A 20,288-nucleotide genomic window follows, 5' to 3' on the forward strand; every position below is an offset into this window, starting at 1 on the left:
CTTAAATCTCCCAAGTCGGACTACTGATACCAACAAGATATACGAAACAAAATATGCTGAAGAACCTAAACTTTTTTCTCACTATCTGCAAACACCTTTCTACATCCGAGCACCGTGAAGGTAATCACAAGAAGATGGTTTTTGCATTCGTTCATCCACTAAGCTTTGTACAAGGTCTTGCTTTTTAGTAGGAGTCGCACCTTCTGGATATCCCCTATTTTGGCTGCATTCGGATTGCGCCGTCTAAACGAATTACTTCACCATTTAATAAACCGTTTTGGATAATACTTTCGACCAATAGCGCATATTCAGATGGTTTCCCAAGTCGTTTAGGGAACGGAGTCATTTGGGCAAGCGCAATTCTTGCTGGCTCTGGTAACGATGCAAACATTGGTGTTTCTACTATTCCTGGAGCAATAGTCATAACACGTACACCAATTTCAGCAAGCTCTCTAGCAATTGGCAAGGTCATCGCTGCCACACCACCTTTTGAGGCACTATATGCCGCTTGTCCTATTTGCCCATCAAATGCTGCCACAGATGCAGTATTAATAATAACGCCACGCTGACCATCCTCATTTGGCTCATTATTTTGCATTTTCTCAGCTGCAAGGCGAATAACATTGAAAGTGCCAATTAAATTGACAGAAATGACCTTTTCAAATAAACCAAGTGCATGTACACCACGCTTTGAAAGTACTTTTTTTGCATCAGCAATTCCCGCACAATTCACTGTGACGTTAATGGACCCAAATTTCGCCACTCCTCGCTCTAGCCCTGCCGCTACATCAGCTTCTTTTGTGACATCAACACGTGCGTACTGGACATTCTCCCCTAACTCCTCAACTAGTGCATGTCCTCGCTCGTCATTTAGATCAAAAATTATTGCTTTGCCACCCTCTGCAACAATTTTACGAACAGTTGCCTCTCCTAAACCAGACGCTCCACCTGTTACAACCGCTATTACTTCATGACACTTCATTAAACACAGCCCCTTTTACATTTTTTCAATAATAGTGGCATTCGCCATCCCCATACCTTCACATATAGCAAGTAAACCATAGCGTAAATTTTCTCGCTCCATCCGATACAGCATCGTTGTTAACAATTTTGTACCCGACGCTCCTAATGGATGCCCCAAAGCAATTGCTCCACCATCTGGATTTAATTTATTTGGATCTGCACCAGTTTCATGCAACCAAACAAGTGGTACAGGCGCAAAAGCTTCGTTCACTTCATACGTATCAATTTCTTCAATCGTAAGACCTGACCTTTCTAATGCTTGTCTAGTTGCCTCAATTGGACCCGTTAACATTAACATCGGATCTGAGCCAACGACCACTCTAGTAACAATTTTAGCAAGCGGTCGTATACCAAGCTCCTGTGCCTTTTCTAAAGACATAACAACTACAGCAGAGGCACCATCACTCATTTGACTTGCGTTTCCAGCTGTTATTACACCATCTTCCTGGAAGACAGTTTTTAGTCCATTTAATTTATCAACTGTCGTTTCTGCCCGAGGTCCCTCATCAACAGAAAACGTGATAACTGAGCCGTCTTCTTGTGTAACTTGGACAGGCAATATTTCCTTTTCAAAACGCCCCGCCTCAATAGCAGCTAATGCTCGTCTATGACTATTGTAAGCATAGTTATTTAGCTGTTCCTTCGACAAACTCCATTTTTCCGCTATTTTCTCGGCTGATAACCCTTGATGTATAATTGTATAGTTATCTTGCAAGCGTTTACCTGCATGAGAACCCTTCATGTTAGAACCCATCGGCACCCTCGTCATGCTTTCAACACCACCAGCTATAACAATGTCCATATCGCCTGCTAAAATGGCCTGTGCTGCAAAATGTACAGCCTGCTGACTTGAACCACATTGACGATCAATTGTCACACCTGGGACAGTCTCTGGAAAACCTGCCATTAACAATGCTGTACGGGCTATATTTGCTCCCTGCTCAGCCGTTTGCGTCACACAGCCAAAAATAACATCCTCCACTTGTTCCTTTCCAATCCCAGCTCGATGGACAACCTCTTGTAGCACATCTGCAGCTAAATCGTCAGCACGCACATTGCTTAACGCCCCTTTACTCCTGCCAACTGCTGTACGAACAGCCGCTACAATTACCACTTCTCTCATAATTAAAACCCCTTTGCTTCATTGATTCTCATTCCCTATCATCCATCACGTTAAAGTCTATTTGGGCGCGATGAAATATATACTGATTTAATTATCAGAATATTATAGCATTTATTTTACATGAATAAGAAGATATTAACAATTTTAATAGACTAGCATGTTGCTATTTTCTAGTTAGTCGTCCATCCATCGCGTGTATCTTAGCCGTTCATCTCATAAATCAGAGCACAAAAAAAAGCAATCTCAAACTAATTTGAGATTGCTTAATCTATTTGCATATTAAGCTAAATCTTCACCGAAGAATAAGCCAATTTCGCGCTCTGCAGAAGCAAGAGAGTCAGAACCGTGGATGATGTTGTGAGAAACAGTTGTTGCATAGTCACCACGGATTGTACCTGGGTTAGATTCTTCTGGTTTAGTTGCTCCCATCATTGTACGAGCAAGCTTGATTACATTTTCGCCTTCCCATACCATAGCGAATACTGGACCAGAAGTGATGAAATCAACTAATTCACCAAAGAATGGACGCTCAGCATGCTCAGCATAGTGCTTTTCTGCTAATTCTTTAGGAATTACCATTAATTTAGCACCTTTCATAATAAAACCGCGACGTTCAAAACGATCTACGATATCTCCTACTACTTGACGTTCTACGCCATCCGGCTTAACCATTAAAAAAGTTTGTTCGATTGCCATGTTTAAAACACTCCTTAAATTCGTCTAACAGGTTTTACACCTACCGATAAATATTAACAAAAAATGAGCATTTGTACAACAAAAAGCTAGAATTTACGCTTGCCCATAAATAAGGCGACATCACGCAATTTTTTCTTAACAGGATGTTTTGGTAAAGCATCTATTTCCTGTAATGCCTTTTTCAAATATTTATCACTCATTTTATTAGCTTGCTCAATCGCGTCAGATTTACGCACATACCGCAACATTTCTTGACGCTCTGTCTCCGTCAATGTCCCTGCAAATACTTTTACTAAATAAGGTTGCATCTCTGGATCATCTTTTAATAATAGAATCGGTAATGTAATATTGCCCTGCAATAAATCGCTGCCTGCTGGCTTTCCTAATTCTTTATCAGTCGCCATAATATCTAAAACATCATCGATAATTTGGAAGCTCATGCCAACAAAGTAGCCGAAGCGTTTCAAATGTCTCACTGTTTTGGTATCAACACCTGCTGCTACAGCACCAAGCTCACAACTAGAAGAAATCAGCAATGCCGTTTTTCGTTTGATTCTTCTAAAATAATCCTTTAAACCTTGATCTAATCTAAACTTATCTTCGATTTGAATGACTTCACCGTTACAAATTTCCACCATTGTACGTGCTAAAATTTGATGAACTAATGGGTCTTCAAGCTTTGTAATATATTCAAGTGCACGTGCAAAAATAAAATCGCCCGTGTACATCGCTACTCTATTATTCCATTGTGATTTGACAGTCGGGCGTCCTCTTCGCATATTGGAATCATCAATTACATCATCATGCACTAGTGACGCCATATGAATAAGCTCTACAGGCACAGCTACATCCTTCATCTTATCGATATCATATTCGCCAAATTTCGCGCCAAGCAACACAAAAATTGGTCGTATCCGTTTACCACCAGCTTGCAATAAATGGAGAGAAGCATCGTTGATCAAATCTGAAGAAGAGTTCACTGCTTTTTCTAACTCTTGTTCAATAATATCGATATCTGATTTCAAATCGGAATAGAGTAGTTTCAACTTGATCTTTTCCACGTGTGAAAACCTTCCCCCATTAACGTACCTTTTTAAAGCCTATATGCATTGCCGCAGCACCGCCACTGTATGCTTTGTACGTTACTTTTTCTAAACCTGCCTGCTCAAACAATGCCGCTAACTTCTTCATACCTGGGAAATCATTTGCTGATTCCTGTAGCCAAGAATATTCTTTATAGCTTTTCGCAAATATTTTACCAAATATCGGCATTATATATTTAAAATAAAAACGGAATAATTGTCGATAGCCCGGAATTTCAGATTGCGAAGTTTCTAAACAAACAACTATTCCACCTGGTTTTACAACACGATGCATTTCCTTTAATACTTGTAAATAATCTGGTACATTGCGAAGACCAAAACCAATCGTTACATAATCAAATGTATTGTCTGGGAAAGGTAATTCCATAGCATTTCCATGTATTAGTTCAATCTGTGGATAAGGCTTTACCTTTTGCTCGCCAACCTTTAACATGTTTTGACTAAAGTCTAGCCCTTTGACTTCTCCGCCTTCACCCACAGCCTCAGCTAAGGCAATTGTCCAATCTGCCGTACCACAGCAAACATCTAGTGCCTTCGCTCCAGGTTTTACTGCCATATGCTTCATCGTATCATTGCGCCAGCCAACATGCATCTGGAAACTGATCACACCATTCATTTTGTCATAGTTATCCGAAATACTTTCAAATACTTCGTGCACGTGCTCTTCTTTCGTTTTAGCCATTTTGAAAAACCTCTCTTATCCATTAGTAGAAGCAATGGATGCCTCTACACGTGCTTGTAGAGCCTGTTTTACATCACTTTGTAAAAACGATGCATATTCTATCACCTGTAACAGCTCTGTTTTTAATTGCACAATTTTGCCCTGGATGACGTTGCTATATGTCGACCCAGCATATCTCGCACTTTCTTCAAGGGCCTTACTCATTAAAGTTACTTGGCCACGTCGATATGTCGCCCATTCTCTCTCTAAACGCAAGATTAATAAGCTCTTCTCCATAATTGGAATATATTCACTAAATGAATAGAGCTCAAAAAATTTTGAGATTAATCCTGATTCAATATTACTTATTGAGTCAAACCATTGTTCGATTGTACGTTTTTCTGTCTCATATACTTTAATTTGGTGTTCACAACGTGCCACAATTCCTTGCGACAAACTTCGAATCAATACGACATTTCTTGACATTGCTAATATTTCATAATAACGGCCACTATAAAAGTCACCAGCTAAAACGGTTAGCTGCTGTTCTTTTGATGTGGCGTCAAATTCTTTTATATGATCGTGCGCCGCTAAGGCCGCGTACACAATCCCAACAGTGATAGCAGCTTCTCTTTGCTCTTGTTGCCACTCTTCACCATTCAAAAAGGGAACTAACAAGTAAAATAATTGATTTTCATCGAGCACAGGTACCCCTGTATATTTTTGCAAAGTTCTATGACGAACATCCATGAAAATCTCTGTTTTTAACTGTGCAATTGAATTTTGAATGTATGTTGCATTCATAGACCTTACTCCATTTCACTTTCAAATACGTTAGTCGCATTCATGATCTAACGCTTGCTTACTGAGTCATTATAGCATACGCGACGATTCGGAATAAAAAATTTTTGCTGCATTCAACATGATAGGCAGTAGAGCTTCACCCATCAATTATGCCTAGATATAATTGATTCGATGATGTAAAGTTCTTAGCCTGAGTTCCTCTATTTCAGCAAATGTTTAAACACCTGTTAAAATATGTTAAAAATCATCATAAATCCAACTGCCTAAAAATCGAATCAAATACATTACTAGTTTTACACATCTATTCGATTAATATGTGTCATCATAACTTTCAAAAAGCACTTCAGAATAGATTATTCTCTATTACTTTTTAGCCTCGCTATTAATGACACCATGAGCCGTATGAATCTGTGCTTTTCCGCGAATTTTCATGGCGGATGTGTGTTCAGTAAATTGAGCAATCATAACTTCGCCCGCGTCTAATTTTTCAGAGTGATGGAACTTTGTATCTGTACCTCGTGTTAAACCGATTACGTGCACGCCATCTTCCTCTGCTTGAATAACAATATAATCTTGTGCCATTGTCTGTACGCTCCTTAAATCCGACAAATTCTTAGTCCATCATAACATAATTACACTCGCAATTTAAGACATTTGAATAAATGATAATACTTCTCTACGTTTCACTTCGTCTTCTTCGTAAATGCCGCGTGCAACAGATGTTACAGTTTTAGATCCTGGCTTCTTAAGTCCTCGCATAGTCATACACATATGTTCTGCTTCAATCACTACATAGACACCCTTAGGAGTGAGCATTTCCATAATTGTATCTGCCACTGAAGAAGTAATACGTTCTTGTAATTGCGGACGACGAGCAATGGTTTCTACTGCACGTCCTAATTTACTTAGTCCGGCAACAATGCCGTCGTTTGGTATGTATGCTACATGAGCTTTTCCGTAAAAAGGAACTAGATGATGCTCACACATCGAATAAAACGGAATATCCTTTACAAGTACTAGCTCCTCATGATCTTCATGAAACACTGTTTTAAAATAATCTTTCGCGTCTTCATGTAAGCCACTAAACATTTCCGCATACATTTTTGCAACACGTTTCGGTGTATCGAGTAAACCTTCACGATTTACATCTTCACCTACCGCTTCTAAAATCATTTTTACTGCTTCTTCTATTTTCAATAAATCAATATTCGACATCCGTAAAAACCTCCTGCGTATCTATACATAACACATTTCTTTATGCATCGTAGCATATCCAATAGGTAAGCGCAAAACGACTTACTTGATTCAAAAGAAATTCAACGCTATATGAGCAAAATAGCCACTAAATGACTTCTAGCTAGGGGCACATTTTATAATTGTGCATATGATAACTATACTACTCAATTCACTACCGAACATCTCTTATAAAATTAATTTACTTGCATCTTTTTATGTACTATAACTTATTACGCATACTTTTCAGCGTGACGTTAAAAAGAGCAGCCTTCATGTTATTTACATGAAGACTGCTCTATGTAACTACTAGACGTGTATTATTTTACAGCATCTTTAAGCGCTTTACCTGGTTTGAAAGCAGGTACCTTGCTAGCAGCGATTTCGATTTCTTTACCAGTTTGTGGGTTACGACCTTTACGAGCCGCACGTTCACGTACTTCAAAGTTACCAAAACCAATTAATTGTACTTTGTCACCCTTTGCAAGAGCATCTTGAATTGTATCAAATACAGCTTCAACTGCTTTAGAAGCGTCTTTTTTAGAAAGACCTGCAGCTTCAGCAACAGAGTTTACTAATTCTGTTTTATTCACACCATTCACCTCCTCTCAAAGGGTCATGAATCAATTCTGTAAAAAGAGTAACACATAGAAAACCGCTACGCAACTGTATTCATTCATGATTATAACCAAAAAATCATTTTTTCACCCAAAAAATATAAATAACAGGACTTTTCGCATAAAAACGAAAAGACCTGCAATATTTTTTTGCTCTTTTTTTTAATTTTCAACACTACAAAATAAATGTGACTAATCCTCTATCACCCTCGTTCACCATTCGTTCAATTGTTTGACGCATGCGTTTTTTGGCTGTAGATGGGACAGCATCCATTTTATAGCGAATTCCTTCTTTTAACACTTCATGCAATGGCGTTCCAAAAAGCTGTGTACTCCATAAAGCTTCACGATCATGTAAATAAGCATGATTTAAATCTTTAAGTAATTGTTGACTATGGAATTCTGAGCCTATTAATGGCGCAAATTCTGATTCCATATCTACTCGAATGATATGATAAGATGGTGCCTTCGCTCTCATACGCACACCAAAAAAATTATTTTGCTTAATGAGTTCTGGGGCTGTTGGTTCAAATTCCTGCATCATCGGCAATGTTACGCCATAGCCAGTCGAATCCGCTTCATGAATGGCAGTTTTAAAGCGTTTTTGCGCCTCTTTTGCTTCTGCTGACTCTTTAATAAAGAGTAGCCAATCCCGCTTCGTCTCTATTGGTTCTTCTAGCCATTCATTGCAAACCGACTTATAAAGCTCACCTTGCAATGACACTCGAATGACCGCGGTACCAACTCCAGCATCTACATGTACCACTTCGCTTTGGTCAATAAAATCGATGGCTTTAAAGGCATCTGACGCCTGTTGCACATCTCGAATTTTCATAACAGATGATAATACTTCTTCCATCGAATCAATTAGTGCTACATTCAATGGATGTGTTGCATCTAAAACATCTAACCAATCTGGTTTCTCAACCTCAATTGTTCGGATTGGAAATTCAAATAACGCTTCTTGCAAAATATACTGAATATCAGATGTGCGCATTTGATCAATTGAAGTAGCAATCACTGGGACATTATAGCGCTCAAATAGCTCATTTCGAAGCTGTACCGTTTCTTCCCTTGCCGGCATTTGGCAATTCAACACAATAACGAAAGGTTTTCCGATGTCCGCTAGTTGTTCAACAATTTCCTCTTCGGCCTTCTCTGCCGCACGACGACTTATACCATTCACCGTACCATCCGTTGTGACAACAATTCCAATATTAGCATGGTCACGAATCACTTTATCTGTTCCTATTTTCGCCGCTTCCTGAAATGGAATAGGCTCAGTGTGCCAAGGTGTATGCACATATTTCGGCCCATTTTCATCCTCATATCCCTTTGTACCTTCAATGACATAACCAACGCAATCTGCTAAACGAATTTGGAACGTCATTTCATCTTCACCGACCGCAATACGTGTTGCTTGAGCAGGCACAAACTTCGGCTCAGCAGTCATTATGACTGGCCCCGGCGAGCTTTGTGGCATCTCGTCTTGTGCGCGCATTCTTTCTGTTTCATCCACAATATTCGGTAACACGACCGATTCCATAACCTTTTTTACAAATGTTGATTTACCTACACGTACTGGACCGACAACACCAATATAAACATCGCCATTTGTGCGCTCTGCAATTTCTCTAAATACTGCTTCACTCAAGGTTTCTGCCTCCTTTATCTACGCTTTTTCACTATATGCGAGCAGGTAGATAAATATGAAAAACCCCTCACAAATGTAAGGGGCTTATTGATTTATTCTTTTTTAGATTGGGCTTCTGCCTCTTTTTTAGCTTGTTCTATAGCCTTTTCTCGAGCTTTTTTTGCATCACTATTATAAGCATCCATAAAGTAAACTGGCTCACCATTTTCATCTACTGTATATGGTACAGAATATGCGGGTACTACTGGATATTTATCGACAAGTAGCTGACGAATATCATCTCCAGGCTTTACATCAGGCTTGTCTTCTTTTAGTAGTTGACCTAAATCGATTGAATAGTCAACATGTATTTCGCCATCACCTGTCATAAACATTGGCAATTCAGCACCAGAATAGGGACTTTTCACAGTTACGTCTTCTTTATATCCCAATTCTTCAAAGTTAATTTGATATACATTATCTGAAGTTGCATCCTTTATCGGTAAATATTGGGTAGACATTTTACGAATATTAATTTCACGAATACGTTCTGCAGCATTTAAATCTACCAATTTTACTTTCGCTTCATTCTCAGGATCCCAAATAATATACTGGAAAATACCACCTTTTTCATAGGCATTCCCAGGAATTTGTGCAAGATATTTAGGCACTAGTTTATCAAAATCAATTAAATATTTTATATATATATCAGTATCTAGCTCACTATTTTTAATTGGAACTAATCCACCAGTTGCTTCACGGTATTCGTCAACCGCACGCTGAACCGCTGCTAATTGGTCAACATCAGGCACTAATTTTGCCTTTTTTTCGTCTTCTGGATATACACAACCAACTAAAAGTACTGCAGATGCTATTACCAAAAGAAAAGCATTTAGTTTTTTCATGTCACTTCCACCTCATTATTTTTTATGCTGGCCATGTGGCAACAATTAGTACCATTAAAAATGTGCCAAGTCCAAACAGTATGTATGCAGATAAATTTACGATTGTACGTAAAAAAACGTTTGAAACCTTATTACGACCTAAATAAATTAGACCGACTGATATAATCATAAAACCGATACAATAAAATGATACCCACATTACATCAAGCGCAGGCAAATGTGCTAACGGACCCATTCAAGACAACCACCTTTCTTCAATGTCAGAAAACAATCAAAATATATTATACTATGTGCTTTCGCTAAAAAGAAATAGTTGTCCAGTAACTATCATCAAATGGACAACCTTATAACGGTATGGATTATTCAACTAAAAGCGCACAATAAGGTGTCTCAGTTACTCACTGAGACACCTTATATATGTCCAATTTATGACAAAACTAATTAAATTTATATTATTAGTGCATCATGTCATCAATTTCTCGCTTTTTCATACGCATCATTAATGCATCAACTGCTACTTTCGGTTCTATATCATTAAATAAAACACTATAGAGCTCCGTTGATATTGGCATAGCAACGTCATATTTCTCTGCTAATTGATAGGCCGCTTTAGTTGTGCGAACGCCCTCAACGACCATGCCCATTTGGTCGAGTACCTCTGGTAGTTTCATGCCTTGCCCCAGCAAATTACCTGCGCGCCAATTACGCGAGTGCACGCTTGTACACGTTACAATCAAATCTCCCATACCAGTGAGCCCTGCAAATGTAAATGGATTTCCTCCCATTTTGACACCAAGACGTGTAATTTCAGCCAATCCTCGAGTAATGAGTGCAGCTTTGGCATTATCACCGTAATTTAAACCATCTGTAATACCGGCAGCTAATGCGATGACGTTTTTCAACGCACCACCTATTTCTACACCGACCACATCCTCATTTGTGTAGACACGGAAAAATTGATTCATAAATAAATCCTGAACTTTTTCCGCAGCTTCAATATTAGCACAAGCCACTGTCACTGTTGTAGGATGATGCAGAACAACTTCTTCTGCATGACTTGGGCCTGAAAGTACAACAACTTCTTCTACAAATTCAGCCGGGAGACTTTCTACTAAAATCTCTGAAATTCGTTTTAACGAATCAGGCTCAATCCCCTTTGAAACATGAACAAACAATACTTTTTTATCAAGTGCTGCTGTCATTTTTTCACACACTTCACGGATGGCCTTCGTAGGAACAGCCACGACAATTATCTCCGAATGAGCAACTGCCTCAGCAATATCACTTGTTGCCTGCAAATTTGCAGGCAATATCGTTTCCGGCAAATACTTCCTGTTCGTATGCAGGTTGTTAATTTCTTCAGCCTGATCAGTTCGATGAGTCCATAAAAGCGTATCATGCCCATTTTCTGCAAGTACCATCGCTAGTGCTGTCCCCCATGAGCCTGCCCCTAACACACAAACTTTTTCCATTCAAAATCCTCCCTTATTAAGAAAAGATAATTCCTTGTTAGCTACGATAAATGCTAGAGAAAGGCTTACAATGCACTTGAACTCACGCAACCTTAAAGTAGACATTAGAAAATTTATACTTTCCTCTCTTGTAAAAAGACGCCACCCAACAATTAATGTCGGGTCGGCGTACTGTTAGTGTATATTTTTCCTAAGCACGAGCACGGGAAATTAATCGAATTGGCGTTCCTTCAAAATCAAATGTTTCTCGAATACGGTTTTCTAAGAAACGTTCGTAAGAGAAATGCATTAATTCTGGTTCATTGACAAATACCACGAACGTCGGTGGTTGTATCGCAACTTGAGTTGCATAGTAAATACGAAGGCGGCGGCCTTTATCAGCTGGCGCTGGATTACGCGCCACAGCATCCTCAATCACTTCATTAAGGATCGATGATTGAATACGCATTGCATGGTTTTCACTAACACGCTGTATAATCGGTAAAATTTGATGTACACGTTGTTTTGTATTGGCCGATACAAAAATAATTGGTGCATAATCTAGGAATAAGAAATGCTCTCGAATTTGTTGTGTAAAGACGTTCATTGTTTTCTCGTCTTTTTCAATCGCATCCCATTTATTCACAACAATGACAATGGCTTTTCCAGCTTCGTGTGCATAGCCTGCAATTTTTTTATCTTGTTCTTGAATGCCTTCTTCTGCATTAAGAACGACTAAAACAACATCAGAGCGTTCAATTGCACGTAACGCACGTAATACAGAGTATTTCTCTGTCGTTTCGTACACTTTCCCTTTTTTTCGCATACCTGCAGTATCAATAATGACATATTCCTGGTCATCATACTCATAAGGCGTGTCAATAGCATCTCGAGTAGTACCAGCGATGTTACTAACAATAACGCGGTCTTGACCTAAAAATGCATTGACTAATGAAGATTTCCCAACATTAGGACGACCAATTAACGAGAATTTAATGACCTCGTCTCCATATTGCTCTTCATCTTCTTTTGGGAAGTGTTTAGCACATTCATCTAATAAATCCCCTAAACCTAAGCCGTGAGAGCCTGAAATAGGCCAAGGCTCACCAAAGCCAAGCGCATAGAAGTCATAGATCATTTCGCGCATGTCTGGGTTGTCAATTTTATTCACTGCTAAAACGACTGGTTTTTTTGTTTTGTATAAAATTTTTGCTACTTGCTCGTCTGCAGCTGTTACACCTTCACGTCCGTTTGTCATAAAAATAATAACGTCTGCTTCATCAATGGCGATTTCTGCTTGTTGACGAATCTGCTCTAAAAACGGCTCGTCCCCAATCTCGATACCACCTGTATCAATAATATTAAAGTCATGTGTTAACCACTCTGCCGAACTATAAATACGGTCGCGTGTTACCCCTGGAATATCTTCCACAATCGATACACGTTCTCCAACGATACGATTAAAAATCGTCGACTTACCTACGTTCGGACGACCTACGATGGCTACTACTGGTTTCGTCATCTGTACTTCATCCTTCCAACTTCTTGTCTTTCGCTATTATACACGAAAAATGCCATTATATCATATCATATCCATAATAGTGCGCGCTATGTACGGTTCTATCCATCTCTTTTTAAATTTTTTCGTCATTTCGCCTCCTCTATCCGTCGCCTCCATAAAAAAAAGCAAGGACACAAACTGTATCCTCGCTTGTCAAGTTTATTTAAAGTTTTTTAGTTTATCGCCAATGACATCACCAAAAGAGAAGCCTGTGTTTTCTTCTGGTAATTTATAGTCGATTACTTCTTCGGCATCAGGATTTTCAAGTAAATCCTTAATACTTAATGCTAAGCGGCCCTCTTCAGCGTTTACATCAAGCACTTTCACCTGTACTTCTTGTCCTTCTTTTAAAGCTTCGTGTGGCGTGTTAATATGCTTATGCGCGATTTGAGAAATATGCACTAAACCTTCAACACCTGGGAAAACTTCCACAAATGCTCCGAATGAAGTAAGACGTTTTACTTTTCCATCTAATACTGTACCTTTAGCTGCAAGATCTTCGATGTTCGACCAAGGACCAGGAATCGTTTCCTTAATAGATAACGAAATACGCTCATTTTCAGGATCTACAGAAAGGACTTTAACCGTCACTTCTTGCCCTTCTGATAAAACCTCGCTCACTTGACTCACATGCTCATGAGACACTTGTGAAATATGCACAAGGCCATCAATACCACCAAGGTCGATGAATGCACCAAATGATGCGATACGTTGCACTTTACCGTTTAACACATCGCCAGTTTTAATTTGGGTAATGACATTTTTCTTTTGAGAAGCTTTTTCCGCTTCTACTACAGCACGATGTGATAAAATTAAGCGATTTTTTTCTTTATCAAGCTCAACAATTTTAAAGCTAAGAGATCTGCCTTTATAGCCTTCAAAATCATCAACAAAGTAATCTTCTACAAGGGATGCTGGAACGAAGCCACGTACTCCTAAATCGACGACAAGTCCACCTTTAACAATATCTTTTACTTCCGCCTCGAAAACTTCCTCAGCGTTGAATTGTTGCTCAAGTGTATCCCATGCTTTTAATGCGTCTACTTTACGTTTTGATAATACATAGTTTCCTTCTTCAACCTTTGTAATCACCAACTCTAACTCATCTCCAACAGAGATTATGTCAGACGCTTTTTCAATGTGTAAGCTTGATAATTCACTTATTGGTATAATACCGTCAAATGGTGCACCTGGAATTGAAACAGTTACTGCTTTTTCATCAACCTGCTCTGCAATCCCTTTGACGATATCACCTTCGTTAAATGTTTGTTCTGCATAGTTCATTTCTTCAGACATATGTAACCCTCCTTCGCATCTTCCCTTACTATTTTATTCGATTTTGAAGACAAAGACAAAAATAAATCCTTTAAATTCAAAAAATGTCTGAAATTTTTGGATTTACTTCATTTTTTCTTGCGCTAATTTTAAAATGGCCTGTGCTGCATCATCAATTGACAATGCTGTCGTATCTAAAAATATGGCATCTGCTGCTTGAATTAGTGGTGATGCTTCACGCTCACTATCCATTTTATCGCGTAGAGCAATATCTTCTTGAAGTTTTTCAATGGAAGATTCAATTCCGCGCTTTTGATTGTCAATAAAACGACGTCTTGCTCTCTCTTCTACCGTTGCAGACATAAAGATTTTTAGTTCTGCATTCTTTAACACATGCGTAGCAATATCGCGCCCATCCATAACAACACAACCATTAGCCGCAAGCTTTTGTTGCTGTGCTACTAATAGTTCACGCACTTTAGCATGAGCCGATACTTGTGAAACAGATGAAGTTACCTCATTTGATCGAATTTCTGCCGACACATTCTTCCCGTCCAAAAAGACAAGCTGCCCTTGAGGAGAAGGTTTTAATTCAATTGTGCTAGATGCTAACATTTCTGCTAATTTTTCTTCATCATCTAAATATATGTTTAGTTGCAGTGCTTTATACGTCACAGCACGATACATTGCTCCAGTGTCGATATAAGTAAACCCAAGTGCCTCTGCAACAATTTTTGCGATTGTACTTTTACCAGCGCCAGCAGGTCCATCAATCGCAATTTGAATGTTTTTCTTCATATTCTTCCCTACTTTCTATCACACCACATTGTACCATAAAAAAGCCCTCTTCTAGCAGAGGGCTTTCTCAAATAAAATACTAATCGATATGAAGGATGTAACCTTACTGCATGAAGTGAAACTTACTCAATGGGGGTTTTACGGGCAGTTCAGCTCCCACTTTAGTTCTTTGCTTTCGCTACATTTTAAGCGAAAAAAATTAAGCATCAAAAGGATTCGTTTCTTTACGACGATTGACTAACTGACGTTCAAAGCAGAAACGAACTATATGCTGTTTGTCTACATCATCTGTATCTGTTAACTGTATAGTTGCTATTTTTTTGTTATCGTTTTCGGATATGCGAACAACCGTCGCATCCGTGATTACGTATTTAACATCTCCATTAGCAAACGGTAAGACGATCGTTAACTTAACCTCATCACCATCTTGGAAAGCAATTGCCCCTTTTAAGCCAACTGCCAAACCACCTGCACTAATATCTACTGTTACTAGCTGATATTTGTAATCCTTAAATTGTATCGCTACATCCACAGGTGTTTCTACACGTACATATTCACGACGTTGAACTTTGATAAAGTCCTCTGCCTTTGGACAGTGCAACATAATCATTGGTATATTGCCAGCTTTACGTCCAATTACTTCTGTAATGAAAGCAAATGATTGTTTGTCATCCGTACGAAAAGATGCTCTAAATTCAGAACCATCTATTAGAAATGCTGTTTTCTTTGTAGCAACATTTGTTGGATAATCGATGTAAATAATATTGTCTTTTTGTTCTACAACTTTACAGCGGAATACTTCAACACGCTCTGTATAAGTTGGTTCAAGTTCTAATTGTGTACCAATTTTTATTTCCATGAGCATCTCCTCGAACACAAATATACCTTCATTATCGCATGAGATGCCCATTTTGGCTATATGAACTGGTGTTTTTTATTAAATTACGTTAAATATTCCACTTTTATAACATTGTGATTTTCTGCATCAATAACAACCCTGAATGTTTCTTGTGTATTTTTATCACGGACCGCAATCACTTCATAACAAAGGCGTTGTTCAAATTGACCGTTATCTGTATAAATATTTTTCACTTCTTCTATTTTCACATCATCATCGAAGAAAGTTTTCCAATCAATTGCTTTTGCAGTTTGTGGTTTAATCTTCTCTTCCTGAATATATTCCATTGCATTGGCACCAAGTAACTCGCCTGTATCCTTAGCCAGTTTTAATTGAACGCCATCTGCATAAATCAACGCATTATCACCAGGGTGAACACGTGCAAATGTCAAATGCCATGCTTGATGGTTTTCACGAGATTCCACAAATGCAACATCATTCATGCCAAGTTGTTTTAAATATTCCTCAGCCTTTTTCTTAATTTCATCTTGTGATAATCTTGCTTCATCTACTGGACGTTCCACTAAGTAGGATAGTAAATGTCCACCCTTTTCTGTTAAATCGACATATCCTAAGCGAATACCTTGGTGGAATTGGATATGATAAAACGGATATGGTGCAGTATCACTACTTTTCGTAACAGTAAATGTTGCATCTTTAATAATAGGGAATAAATTTTTTACTTTTTCCAATGCCTCTTTTTCAGTAATGACCGAATCTTGTAATGCTTTAAGTTCTATTTTTTTCTGCCAATCAGATTCACTTAATGTAAGTGGGAAATCTTTTTCGCTGTAATCCTTTAATGTTTTTTGCACATTATCAAATGTTGTATTTGGCTTCTTATTATCTACTTGTTGCACCCAGACGTCCATATTACCGTTATTTTTATAAAGATCTACTGTCGCGGCTGTCCATTCATCTGAAAGTGATTGTAAATTTGTAGAGACCTGTGGCATTTTTTCTTGCCAAGCTTGATAATCTCCTGTTTTTTCTGTTCTCTTGGCTTCATCTCCCAGGCGCCCTAAGTAACTTAGCCACTCGTTCGAGACTTCTTGCCCGACAGGAATATTAGATAAAGAAGATCGAACTTCAGAGCTTAGTCGCCACACAGCATCTAACTCATTGTTCATCGCTTGGTCATCTTGAAACAGTAGAGATTGTGAAACAGCTTGTTGTAGTCCAGTTAATTTCTCAGAAGCATCCGTTAAATTATTTGTGTACTGAGCTAGCACAGTACGTTGTAAACTAGTGTTTTCTTTGTGCATATGAACGCTATATGCCCCTAAACCAATAACTGCTACAGTAAGTATAACAAGCATAGTTCTCATTTATGTTCCTCCTTTCTATGAACAGAAAATATGTTCTCCAATTTGTTTAATTTGAGGTCTTGACCAAATCCACTTACTTGTAGCTGTTTTCGGATTAAAATAATAAAGTGCATTTTCTGAAGGATCCCATCCATTCATAGCGTCAATTACGGCTTCTTTTGCACGTTCGTTTGGTTCAAGCCAAATTTGCCCATCTGCCACCGCTGTAAACGCCAAAGGTTGGAAGATAATACCTGAAATTGTATTTGGGAATTCAGGACTTTCCAGACGATTTAAAATAACAGCCGCTACTGCTACCTGACCTTCATAAGGCTCTCCTCTTGATTCACCATAAACCGCATTCGCTATTAACTGTACATCTTTTTCAGTATACTTTGGAGGTACTTGAGTTTTAGTGCCATTATTATTACTACTACCACTACTTTTACCTCCACCGCCACCGCCAGTGTTTGTTTTCACTTGCTGTTCAAGTGGCTTGCCCCCATAATAGGTAAATTGATTACCCGCATTTAGTTGAGCTTTAACCCAGGCTTCATCGTAATCTGAATTGCCAGATAACGTTTTTTTTGTTTTAGTGCCAGCTATCCCATCCACTGGTAAACCATATTTCTCTTGGAAGTTCCGTAAAGCCCAATATGTGTTATAGCCAAACTTGCCATCAATTTTACTTTTATAAAATCCTAAGTATTGTAGCCTTGCTTGCAGTTCAATTACATCATCTCCATAAGCACCACGAGAAATCTGTTGCTCGGTAAATGCAATGGCGTCATTTTGCGGAATAGCAAATATACTAATCCCCAACATCAAAGCAAAAATTAAGCTTCCTAAGCGCATGATTATCACTCCTTTTTTCATAGCTTGAAACAAACAACTCATTTTATACATATCAATTTTGCCTCGGCAAAATTGCGTCTGGAATTGGGCGGAGGCTTTAGCTTCTTTCAACAATATTTTCTGTACCGAAAGCGTAACGACAGGTACAGGTGTTTGGACACCCGCTGAAAAGTAACTTAAATCTATATTCATCTCACCACCTATAGAGAAGGAAGATTCCTGTAGCTGACACTTTGCTTTCGCTCCAAAAGACATTTGTAACTGCCGTTTCACTTTCGCTACGAAAACATTTGCTGAAAGAAGTGAAAAAAGAAAAGCGCAGAAATCTTTTTTTAGATTTCTACGCTTTATATTTTTTTATGCATATGCAAATGTTGCACAAGGTGATAATGAGCAAGTTTGACTTTTCTAAGCCCAAACCACCACAAAAATAGCATAAACGGTATCATTAAATATACCCAATACCCTTTGAATGATAAAATTGTATTATAAAGAATGTGTAATACTACCGGTGCACAAAGCGCCATAGCAATCATTTCTGTCGTCTTTGCGTGTTTCGAAAACTTGGCACGTCCATAATAATAACCCATTACAACGCCAAACAATGCATGACTTGATACAGGTAATAACGCTCGCATAAATGCCGTATCTAAACCGAACGAAAATAAGTAGAGAACATTTTCAATCGTGGCAAAACCAAGAGATACACTTGCACCATAGAGTATGCCATCATACGGATCATCAAATTCTACATGATTGTAGATTGCGATTAAAAGAACAAACCATTTAAAAAATTCTTCAACGACACTAGAAAAAACTACATCTTGTAGATAAAGAGATCGAAAAATCCCTTCCTCTGTTAAAACATATTGTAAAAACAAGATTGGGAACGTTAAAAATGCGCCATACAAAAACGTTTGAAGTAAGGTTCTTCTTGGCTCCGTTGCCATCTGATTGCGCAAATAGAAGTAACTAAAAAGCGCTAGACCGGGAGCAATGGCAGCTGATAATAAAATGATCATGTTGCCGGCTCCTTTCAAAAATCAATTTCGCCTTGACATAATTATGATCAAATTTTAAATTATGTTAGCACAATTCAAAATCTGTGACATCGTCTTGAGGCTTTAGGCCAACATAAGGTTGGTTAATTTGGCGTTTTCGTAGGATGAAATTTCTTAGCCCAAGTTCTCAGTCAATTAGTGGAGACCACTGAAAAAAATACATTCACATATTTTAGGTGGAAAACTTCTGTAGTATTAAGCTTTCGTTTTCAACAAAAAATAGCTATTGAATAAACATAAACTGCTATTATTATACCATGTATAATGACATAAAACTTTTTAAAAGGAGACATTATTTTTTATGAAAAAAACAATTTTATTAATTCATACCGGTGGAACAATATCTATGGCGATGACGGATGAAGGTGCCGTTATACCTAACAAGGAAAATCCTTTAATGAAAGAAAGCAACAAACTCGACACGCTTGCCACAATTATTGAAATGGAGGCTTTTAACCTCCCATCGCCACATATTACGCCAAAAGAAATGCTTAAGTTACGTAACCTCATTATCGAAAAAGTTTCAGAGGAGCAAATTGATGGCATTGTCATCACCCATGGTACCGATACATTAGAAGAAACAGCCTATTTTTTAGAGTTAACAACTGATTTATCAATTCCTATTGTGCTAACTGGTGCAATGCGCTCCTCCAATGAACTAGGTGCAGATGGAATTTACAATTTAGTGGAAGCTGTTCGAGTGGCCGTTGATCAAGAAGCACGTGAAAAAGGAGTGCTTGTTGTGATGAATGACGAAGTTCATCTTGCCGTAAATACAACCAAAACAAGCACCAGCTCTGTAAATACATTCCAATCACCGCAATATGGACCTATTGGACTTATTACAAAAACACGTATTTTATTCCATCATGCACCCATTCGCCGTCAATATGTAGATATTCATGCATTATCAAAACGTGTAGCCATGTTAAAAGTTTATGCTGGCATGGAGGTTGATTTACTTGAAGTAGTACTCGCATGCAAATATGATGGTGTCGTTTTAGAAGGACTCGGACAGGGCAATGTTCCTCCATCAGTTGTTAAAGGCATCGAAAGCTTAATAGAACGAGGAATTCCTGTTGTACTAGTCTCTCGTTGCTTTAATGGTATTGCCGAGGGCGTATATGGCTACGTAGGTGGTGGTAAAATGCTCGAAGACTTAGGAGCCATATTTGCAACTGGTATTAATGGTCAAAAGGCACGATTAAAATTATTAATTGGGCTCAACAAAACAGGAACTCCTCTTGATTTAAAGGAATTTTTCATGTAAAGCTAATGTATTCA

21 protein-coding genes are annotated in these 20,288 nt (G+C 38.4%); 1 reads left to right on the forward strand and 20 read right to left on the reverse strand.

What is annotated here, in order from left to right:
- Nucleotides 1-214 precede the first annotated feature (214 nt).
- From ACB089_RS17285 to prsW, 20 genes are all read right to left on the reverse strand, one after another.
- Complete coding sequence (locus tag ACB089_RS17285; RefSeq protein WP_374967502.1) at nt 215-982, reverse strand: 3-hydroxyacyl-CoA dehydrogenase; 768 nt, start codon at nt 980-982, stop codon at nt 215-217.
- Nucleotides 983-997: 15 nt separating this feature from the next.
- Nucleotides 998-2,146, reverse strand: a complete 1,149-nt coding sequence (locus ACB089_RS17290) for a thiolase family protein (protein WP_374967503.1) — start codon at nt 2,144-2,146, stop codon at nt 998-1,000.
- Between the two features lie 279 nt (nt 2,147-2,425).
- Nucleotides 2,426-2,842: a nucleoside-diphosphate kinase gene (gene ndk / locus ACB089_RS17295; protein ID WP_368637972.1), complete on the reverse strand. Its 417-nt coding sequence runs from the start codon at nt 2,840-2,842 to the stop codon at nt 2,426-2,428.
- An 86-nt stretch (nt 2,843-2,928) separates the two neighbouring features.
- Nucleotides 2,929-3,903: a heptaprenyl diphosphate synthase component II gene (gene hepT, locus ACB089_RS17300; RefSeq protein WP_374967504.1), complete on the reverse strand. Its 975-nt coding sequence runs from the start codon at nt 3,901-3,903 to the stop codon at nt 2,929-2,931.
- 19 nt (nt 3,904-3,922) lie between these two features.
- The gene (locus tag ACB089_RS17305; protein WP_368637974.1) at nt 3,923-4,627 is read right to left on the reverse strand and encodes a demethylmenaquinone methyltransferase; all 705 of its coding nucleotides are present in this window, start codon (nt 4,625-4,627) and stop codon (nt 3,923-3,925) included.
- A 15-nt stretch (nt 4,628-4,642) separates the two neighbouring features.
- The gene (locus tag ACB089_RS17310) at nt 4,643-5,410 is read right to left on the reverse strand and encodes a heptaprenyl diphosphate synthase component 1 (RefSeq protein WP_374967505.1); all 768 of its coding nucleotides are present in this window, start codon (nt 5,408-5,410) and stop codon (nt 4,643-4,645) included.
- 363 nt (nt 5,411-5,773) lie between these two features.
- A complete protein-coding gene (mtrB, locus tag ACB089_RS17315) occupies nt 5,774-5,992 on the reverse strand; it encodes a trp RNA-binding attenuation protein MtrB (RefSeq protein ID WP_049666799.1) in 219 nt (72 codons plus the stop codon).
- A gap of 63 nt (nt 5,993-6,055) precedes the next feature.
- Nucleotides 6,056-6,625 (reverse strand): GTP cyclohydrolase I FolE, encoded by a 570-nt coding sequence (gene folE, locus ACB089_RS17320; protein WP_068982861.1) that lies wholly within the window; start codon nt 6,623-6,625, stop codon nt 6,056-6,058.
- Nucleotides 6,626-6,963: 338 nt separating this feature from the next.
- Entirely contained in the window at nt 6,964-7,236 is a 273-nt protein-coding gene (locus tag ACB089_RS17325) for an HU family DNA-binding protein (RefSeq protein ID WP_004232618.1), read from the reverse strand.
- Between the two features lie 199 nt (nt 7,237-7,435).
- Nucleotides 7,436-8,914, reverse strand: a complete 1,479-nt coding sequence (gene spoIVA / locus ACB089_RS17330; protein WP_374967506.1) for a stage IV sporulation protein A — start codon at nt 8,912-8,914, stop codon at nt 7,436-7,438.
- A gap of 92 nt (nt 8,915-9,006) precedes the next feature.
- A complete protein-coding gene (locus ACB089_RS17335) occupies nt 9,007-9,798 on the reverse strand; it encodes a hypothetical protein (protein ID WP_374967507.1) in 792 nt (263 codons plus the stop codon).
- A gap of 22 nt (nt 9,799-9,820) precedes the next feature.
- Nucleotides 9,821-10,033, reverse strand: a complete 213-nt coding sequence (locus ACB089_RS17340; RefSeq protein ID WP_083226873.1) for a DUF2768 domain-containing protein — start codon at nt 10,031-10,033, stop codon at nt 9,821-9,823.
- Nucleotides 10,034-10,253: 220 nt separating this feature from the next.
- Nucleotides 10,254-11,270, reverse strand: a complete 1,017-nt coding sequence (locus tag ACB089_RS17345) for an NAD(P)H-dependent glycerol-3-phosphate dehydrogenase (protein ID WP_374967508.1) — start codon at nt 11,268-11,270, stop codon at nt 10,254-10,256.
- A gap of 190 nt (nt 11,271-11,460) precedes the next feature.
- Nucleotides 11,461-12,771, reverse strand: a complete 1,311-nt coding sequence (gene der / locus ACB089_RS17350; protein ID WP_374963007.1) for a ribosome biogenesis GTPase Der — start codon at nt 12,769-12,771, stop codon at nt 11,461-11,463.
- 198 nt (nt 12,772-12,969) lie between these two features.
- Nucleotides 12,970-14,106: a 30S ribosomal protein S1 gene (gene rpsA / locus ACB089_RS17355; protein ID WP_374963009.1), complete on the reverse strand. Its 1,137-nt coding sequence runs from the start codon at nt 14,104-14,106 to the stop codon at nt 12,970-12,972.
- Nucleotides 14,107-14,208: 102 nt separating this feature from the next.
- Nucleotides 14,209-14,883 (reverse strand): (d)CMP kinase, encoded by a 675-nt coding sequence (cmk, locus tag ACB089_RS17360; RefSeq protein ID WP_374963011.1) that lies wholly within the window; start codon nt 14,881-14,883, stop codon nt 14,209-14,211.
- A 199-nt stretch (nt 14,884-15,082) separates the two neighbouring features.
- Entirely contained in the window at nt 15,083-15,742 is a 660-nt protein-coding gene (locus ACB089_RS17365) for a flagellar brake protein (RefSeq protein WP_374963012.1), read from the reverse strand.
- 83 nt (nt 15,743-15,825) lie between these two features.
- A complete protein-coding gene (locus tag ACB089_RS17370; RefSeq protein ID WP_374963014.1) occupies nt 15,826-17,109 on the reverse strand; it encodes a PepSY1/2 domain-containing protein in 1,284 nt (427 codons plus the stop codon).
- Between the two features lie 15 nt (nt 17,110-17,124).
- Nucleotides 17,125-17,943, reverse strand: coding sequence for a spore cortex-lytic enzyme (gene sleB / locus ACB089_RS17375; protein WP_374967585.1), 819 nt, complete (start codon nt 17,941-17,943; stop codon nt 17,125-17,127).
- Nucleotides 17,944-18,290: 347 nt separating this feature from the next.
- Complete coding sequence (gene prsW, locus ACB089_RS17380) at nt 18,291-18,965, reverse strand: glutamic-type intramembrane protease PrsW (protein ID WP_068982871.1); 675 nt, start codon at nt 18,963-18,965, stop codon at nt 18,291-18,293.
- A 340-nt stretch (nt 18,966-19,305) separates the two neighbouring features.
- On the opposite strand from prsW, the gene ACB089_RS17385 reads away from it, so the two are divergent.
- Complete coding sequence (locus ACB089_RS17385; protein WP_368637984.1) at nt 19,306-20,274, forward strand: asparaginase; 969 nt, start codon at nt 19,306-19,308, stop codon at nt 20,272-20,274.
- Nucleotides 20,275-20,288 lie beyond the last annotated feature (14 nt).

This window comes from Lysinibacillus sp. RS10, from assembly GCF_041956855.1.
Classification (GTDB): Bacteria; Bacillota; Bacilli; order Bacillales_A; family Planococcaceae; genus Lysinibacillus; species Lysinibacillus xylanilyticus_A.

What these genes read in the sequence shown, in the direction of transcription:
- ACB089_RS17285 (WP_374967502.1), bottom strand. Translation starts at nt 982, where the DNA reads ATGAAGTGTCATGAAGTAATAGCGGTTGTAACAGGTGGAGCGTCTGGT.
- ACB089_RS17290 (WP_374967503.1), bottom strand. Translation starts at nt 2,146, where the DNA reads ATGAGAGAAGTGGTAATTGTAGCGGCTGTTCGTACAGCAGTTGGCAGG.
- ndk (WP_368637972.1), bottom strand. Translation starts at nt 2,842, where the DNA reads ATGGCAATCGAACAAACTTTTTTAATGGTTAAGCCGGATGGCGTAGAA.
- ACB089_RS17305 (WP_368637974.1), bottom strand. Translation starts at nt 4,627, where the DNA reads ATGGCTAAAACGAAAGAAGAGCACGTGCACGAAGTATTTGAAAGTATT.
- ACB089_RS17310 (WP_374967505.1), bottom strand. Translation starts at nt 5,410, where the DNA reads ATGAATGCAACATACATTCAAAATTCAATTGCACAGTTAAAAACAGAG.
- mtrB (WP_049666799.1), bottom strand. Translation starts at nt 5,992, where the DNA reads ATGGCACAAGATTATATTGTTATTCAAGCAGAGGAAGATGGCGTGCAC.
- folE (WP_068982861.1), bottom strand. Translation starts at nt 6,625, where the DNA reads ATGTCGAATATTGATTTATTGAAAATAGAAGAAGCAGTAAAAATGATT.
- ACB089_RS17335 (WP_374967507.1), bottom strand. Translation starts at nt 9,798, where the DNA reads ATGAAAAAACTAAATGCTTTTCTTTTGGTAATAGCATCTGCAGTACTT.
- ACB089_RS17340 (WP_083226873.1), bottom strand. Translation starts at nt 10,033, where the DNA reads ATGGGTCCGTTAGCACATTTGCCTGCGCTTGATGTAATGTGGGTATCA.
- ACB089_RS17345 (WP_374967508.1), bottom strand. Translation starts at nt 11,270, where the DNA reads ATGGAAAAAGTTTGTGTGTTAGGGGCAGGCTCATGGGGGACAGCACTA.
- der (WP_374963007.1), bottom strand. Translation starts at nt 12,771, where the DNA reads ATGACGAAACCAGTAGTAGCCATCGTAGGTCGTCCGAACGTAGGTAAG.
- rpsA (WP_374963009.1), bottom strand. Translation starts at nt 14,106, where the DNA reads ATGTCTGAAGAAATGAACTATGCAGAACAAACATTTAACGAAGGTGAT.
- cmk (WP_374963011.1), bottom strand. Translation starts at nt 14,883, where the DNA reads ATGAAGAAAAACATTCAAATTGCGATTGATGGACCTGCTGGCGCTGGT.
- ACB089_RS17365 (WP_374963012.1), bottom strand. Translation starts at nt 15,742, where the DNA reads ATGGAAATAAAAATTGGTACACAATTAGAACTTGAACCAACTTATACA.
- ACB089_RS17370 (WP_374963014.1), bottom strand. Translation starts at nt 17,109, where the DNA reads ATGAGAACTATGCTTGTTATACTTACTGTAGCAGTTATTGGTTTAGGG.
- sleB (WP_374967585.1), bottom strand. Translation starts at nt 17,943, where the DNA reads ATGCGCTTAGGAAGCTTAATTTTTGCTTTGATGTTGGGGATTAGTATA.
- prsW (WP_068982871.1), bottom strand. Translation starts at nt 18,965, where the DNA reads ATGATCATTTTATTATCAGCTGCCATTGCTCCCGGTCTAGCGCTTTTT.
- ACB089_RS17385 (WP_368637984.1), top strand. Translation starts at nt 19,306, where the DNA reads ATGAAAAAAACAATTTTATTAATTCATACCGGTGGAACAATATCTATG.